General features: G+C 73.2%; 4 protein-coding genes. 1 reads left to right on the forward strand and 3 read right to left on the reverse strand.

The genetic code is table 11. The annotated features are described in order from the left end of the window. Position 1: 1 nt before the first annotated feature. The 3 genes from ACIQOV_RS28935 to ACIQOV_RS28945 form a co-directional block, all read right to left on the reverse strand. Positions 2–808 (reverse strand): S16 family serine protease, encoded by an 807-nt coding sequence (locus tag ACIQOV_RS28935; protein ID WP_401053469.1) that lies wholly within the window; start codon positions 806–808, stop codon positions 2–4. Between the two features lie 38 nt (positions 809–846). Next, positions 847–1,497 (reverse strand): IclR family transcriptional regulator, encoded by a 651-nt coding sequence (locus tag ACIQOV_RS28940; RefSeq protein ID WP_049654777.1) that lies wholly within the window; start codon positions 1,495–1,497, stop codon positions 847–849. A 352-nt stretch (positions 1,498–1,849) separates the two neighbouring features. Further along, a complete protein-coding gene (locus tag ACIQOV_RS28945; RefSeq protein ID WP_387694897.1) occupies positions 1,850–3,682 on the reverse strand; it encodes a DEAD/DEAH box helicase in 1,833 nt (610 codons plus the stop codon). Positions 3,683–3,994: 312 nt separating this feature from the next. On the opposite strand from ACIQOV_RS28945, the gene ACIQOV_RS28950 reads away from it, so the two are divergent. Next, positions 3,995–4,420 (forward strand): SsgA family sporulation/cell division regulator, encoded by a 426-nt coding sequence (locus ACIQOV_RS28950; protein ID WP_401053472.1) that lies wholly within the window; start codon positions 3,995–3,997, stop codon positions 4,418–4,420. Positions 4,421–4,518 lie beyond the last annotated feature (98 nt).

Raw genomic sequence — 4,518 nt, forward strand, 5'->3', positions numbered from 1 at the left:
GTCAGCAGGAGGGGACGCTGCCGCCGCTCCTCAGCGCCTGGAGGGCGGAGACCGACTCGGCGAGGGTGCCGACCGGCACCAGGCGCAGCGACGCCGGGGTGTTCACCCTGGCGTCCGCGCACTCGTCCTTGGGCAGCAGGAACACCGTCGCGCCGTCCCGGGCGGCCGCCTGCGTCTTCAGGGGGACGCCGCCGACCGGGCCGACGGTGCCGTCCTTGTCGATGGTGCCGGTGCCGGCGACGGTGAGCCCGCCGGTGAGGTCGCCGCCCTTGCCGTCGCCGGCCAGCTTGTCGACGATGCCCAGCGCCAGCATCTGGCCGGCGCTCGGCCCGCCGACCTCGCCCAGGTCGACCTTGACCTTCACCTGGTCCGGCGACAGGTGGAGGTAGCCCAGCGCGGCCGCGGTGGCGGCGTCCTGCGACTCGGCCATCTGCTGGGCGGTCGCCTCGTCGGCCTTCACCGGGTTGCTCTCCGGGTAGACCGTCTCGGACGGGCGCACCGCCTCCTTCGGGTCGAACCACGCCCGCAGCGAGCGCCAGAAGGTGTTCTTCTGCCCCGCGTTGGTCGCCGTGATGGTGACCATCCGCAGCTCGCCCTCGGTGGTGCGCAGCGGCGCCCCGGTGATGGTGAGCACCGGCTTGCCCTGGTACGAGCCCAGCGTGTCCGCGGTCAGGCCCGGCCAGGTGAGGGTGTACGGCAGCGGAACGAAGGCGGCCACGCCGAACAGCGCGGCGACCAGCACCCCGCACAGCGCGAGCGCGCGGGTCCGCGGGGTGGTGAGGGCCTTGGGGAGCTTGGTGTCGGACACAAGGGGAATCCAAACACACCCGACACCGTGTGCGGGCGCTACCTCAGGGCGTCGGCCACCTCGGTCGCCGCCTCCACCACCCGGGGGCCGACCCGCTCGGGCACCATGCCGTTCAGCATCACCACGCCGACGCTGCCCTCGATGCCGCTCAGCCCGACCAGTGCGGCGGCCGCCCCGCTCGCCCCGGACTGCTCCTCCGCACGGGTGATGACGAAGCCCTGCTCGGGCCGGCGCTGGCTGGGGAAGGTGCGCGCCTCCAGGATCGCCCGGCCGGCCGCGCTCTCGGTGAGCGGGTGGCGCAGGCCCGTCCGGTAGGCGACGTGGAAGTCGGTCCAGCTGGGCTCGACCACGGCGACGGCGAGCGCCTCGTTGCCGTCCACCAGGGTCAGGTGGGCGGTGGCGCCGAGGTCCTCGGCGAGGCTGCGCAGGGCCGGCAGCGCGGCCTCGCGCAGCAGCGGGTGCACCCGGTGCGCGAGGCGCAGCACGCCGAGGCCCACCCGGGCGCGCCCGCCGATGTCCCGGCGGACCAGGCCGTGCTGTTCCAGGGTGGCCAGCAGCCGGTAGACCACCGTCCGGTTGACGGCCAGCCGGGCGGCCAGCTCGGTCACGGTGAGCCCTCGCTCGGAGTCGGCGAGGAGCTTGAGGACCCGGACGCCGCGGTCCAGGGTCTGGGAGGTCTCGGCAGTCACGACGGGCAATCCTTTCCGCGGCGCTCGCGGGGCGGGCGGCGCCGTTCCAAGGTCGGTGTCGCGCGCAGGTGGGGGTGGCCGCGCTCGGGCCGCACGGCGTCGTCCTTGACGCGCACGGCCCCGCGACGCCGTCCCGCGGGGGTTGCCCGGCGGAAGAGCGTGGGGGAAAGGTAGTGAAGGAAATGACGCGACGGAAGTGGTTGTCCAAAATTCGGGCGTGATCAACTTCAACACCGGCTCGAATTCCGGACAAACCCCCGCGATTCGCCGGGTGCGTCGGGGTGCGGGAGCGCCCCCGGTCCGATGACCGGACGCGCCCCCGGTCCGACGGCCGGGCGCGCTCGCGGCTCCGCTACTTGGCCCACTCCCGGATCTTCGCGATCCGCGCGTTGAGCTGGTTGACGGTGGCCTGCGCGGTGAGCGGCCCGCCGCACTGGCGGCGCAGCTCGTTGTGGATGGTGCCGTGCGGCTGGCTGGTGCGGTGGTGCCAGGCGGCGACCAGCGCGTTCAGCTCCTTGCGCAGCTCCCGCAGTTCCTGGTGGGTGACCACCGGCCGCTGCTCGGCCGGCAGCTCCAGCAGGTCGGCCTCCTCGGCGGGCTTGGTCTTGCTGCGCTGGATCTGCCGGTGCTGGCGCTTCTGGAGCAGCATCTGCACCTGGTCCGGCTCCAGCAGGCCCGGGATGCCGAGGTAGTCCTCCTCCTCCTCGCTCCCCGGGTGGGCCTGCATGCCGAACTCCATGGCGTTGTACAGCACCCGGTCGAAGACCGCGTCGGAGCCCAGCGCCTCGTAGGAGAACTCCTCGCCGCCCGCGCCGTCCGGCCCGTCGTTGGCCCGTTCGGCCTCGGCGAGCAGCCGGTCCTCCTCGTCGAAGAGGCCCTCGCCCTCCTTCTTCGGCCGGTCCAGCACGTGGTCGCGCTGGAGCTCCATCTCGTTGGCGAAGCCCAGCAGCAGCGGGATGGTCGGCAGGAACACGGAGGCGGTCTCGCCGCGCTTGCGGGCGCGCACGAAGCGGCCGACGGCCTGGGCGAAGAACAGCGGGGTGGAGATCGAGGTCGCGTACACCCCGACGCTGAGCCGGGGCACGTCGACGCCCTCGGACACCATGCGGACGGCGACCATCCAGCGCGAGGTCCCCTCCGCGAAGTCGGAGATCCGCTTGGACGCCTCGGCCTCGTCCGAGAGCACCAGGGTGACCTTCTCCCCGCTGATCTCGCGCAGCATCTTGGCGTAGGCCCGGGCCACGTTCTGGTCGGTGGCGATGACCAGCCCGCCGGCGTCCGGGATCGCCTTGCGGACCTCGGTGAGGCGCCGGTCGGCGGCCTGGAGCACGGCCGGGATCCACTCGCCCTGCGGGGACAGCGCGGTGCGCCAGGCCTGGGCGATCAGATCCTTGGTCATCGGCTCGCCGAGCCGGGCCTCCAGCTCGTCGCCGGACTTGGTGCGCCAGCGCATGTTGCCGCTGTAGCTGAGGAAGATGACCGGGCGGACGACGTGGTCGGCCAGCGCGTGCCCGTAGCCGTAGGTGTAGTCGGCGACGGACTTGCGGATGCCGTCGCCGCCCGCCTCGTACGCCACGAACGGGATCGGGTTGGTGTCGGAGCGGAACGGCGTACCGGTCAGCGCCAGTCGGCGGGTGGCCGGCTCGAAGGCCTCGAAGCAGGCCTCGCCCCAGGACTTGGAGTCACCGGCGTGGTGGATCTCGTCCATGATCACGAGGGTCTTGCGGGCCTCGGTCCGGTTGCGGTGCAGCATCGGGTTGACCCCGACGCCCGCGTAGGTGACCACGATGCCGTGGTACTCCCGGGACAGCGGCCCGGAGGAGTACGCCGGGTCCAGCTTGATGCCTATCCGCGCGGCGGCCTCGGCCCACTGCTTCTTCAGGTGCTCGGTCGGCGCGACGACGGTCACCTGCTGCACCAGGTGGTTGTGCAGCAGGTACGAGGCCAGGGTGAGCGCGAAGGTGGTCTTGCCTGCGCCCGGGGTGGCGACCGCGAGGAAGTCGCGCGGCTGCGTCTCGATGTACTTGTCCAGCGCGCCCTGCTGCCAGGCCCGCAGCTTGCCCGCGGTGCCCCACGGGGCGCGGCCGGGGAAGGCCGGGGAGAGGTGGTGCGAACCGGCGGGCGCACCATGGCCGGCGGATCGGGCGGGCGCCTGCGACTCCGGTGCGTCGGAGAACAGCGGCATCGAGGAGGCGGCGGCAGTACTCACGGTCTCCGAGGGGGGATCATCGCAGGTCAGAGGCGGTTTAGCGGCCTCGCCCCGCGGTCGGGCGGCGATCGGGCAACCCGCCCAGCGTACCGGGTCCGGCGCCGTTCGGGCCTCCGGGCGAGGCGCCGCGCCCGGCCCGCGCGGCCGGAAATCGATGTGACCCGGATCACATCCGATATCTCGTGAAACCCGGTAATCGCCACCCGTCCCGGGACTCTCACCAGGGTGAGGCCGCACCGACCCCACCTGCCGCACCGCGGCCTCGCACCGAACCGAAGGGACCCACCCGTGCGCACCGTCGAAGAGCCCGTCCAGGCCCGTCTGATCCTCTCCCCCCACCGCTCGGTCCGGCTGCGGGTGGTGCTCTCCTACCTGCCGGAGGACCCGCTGGCCGTCCGGATGGCCTTCCCCGCCGAGTTCTCGCTGGACGAGCCCGCCGAACGCCGGGGCTCCGAGGACATCGTCTGGATCTTCGCGCGCCAGCTGCTCTCGGCCGGCATCGAGCTGCCGGCCGGCGCCGGCGACGTCCACGTCCGGCCCGCGGTCGGCCGGCGCACCATGGTCGAGCTGCGGGCCCCCGAGGGCACCGCGCTGCTCCAGTTCGACACGACCGACCTGCGCCGCTTCCTGTGGCGCAGCCGGCTGCTCGTCCCCGAGGGCGAGGAGCACCTGCACCTGGACGCCGACCGCGCGCTCGCCCAGCTGCTCGGCTGACGGGCGGCGGCGTCCGGAAGCGCCCCCCCGCGTCCGGCCCCCCCCGGCCGGCGGCGGCCACCCCCATAGGAAGAGCACACCACAGAAATACAGTCACA

This window comes from Kitasatospora sp. NPDC091257, assembly GCF_044757675.1.
In the GTDB taxonomy this organism is placed as follows: Bacteria; Actinomycetota; Actinomycetes; order Streptomycetales; family Streptomycetaceae; genus Kitasatospora; species Kitasatospora lactacystinica.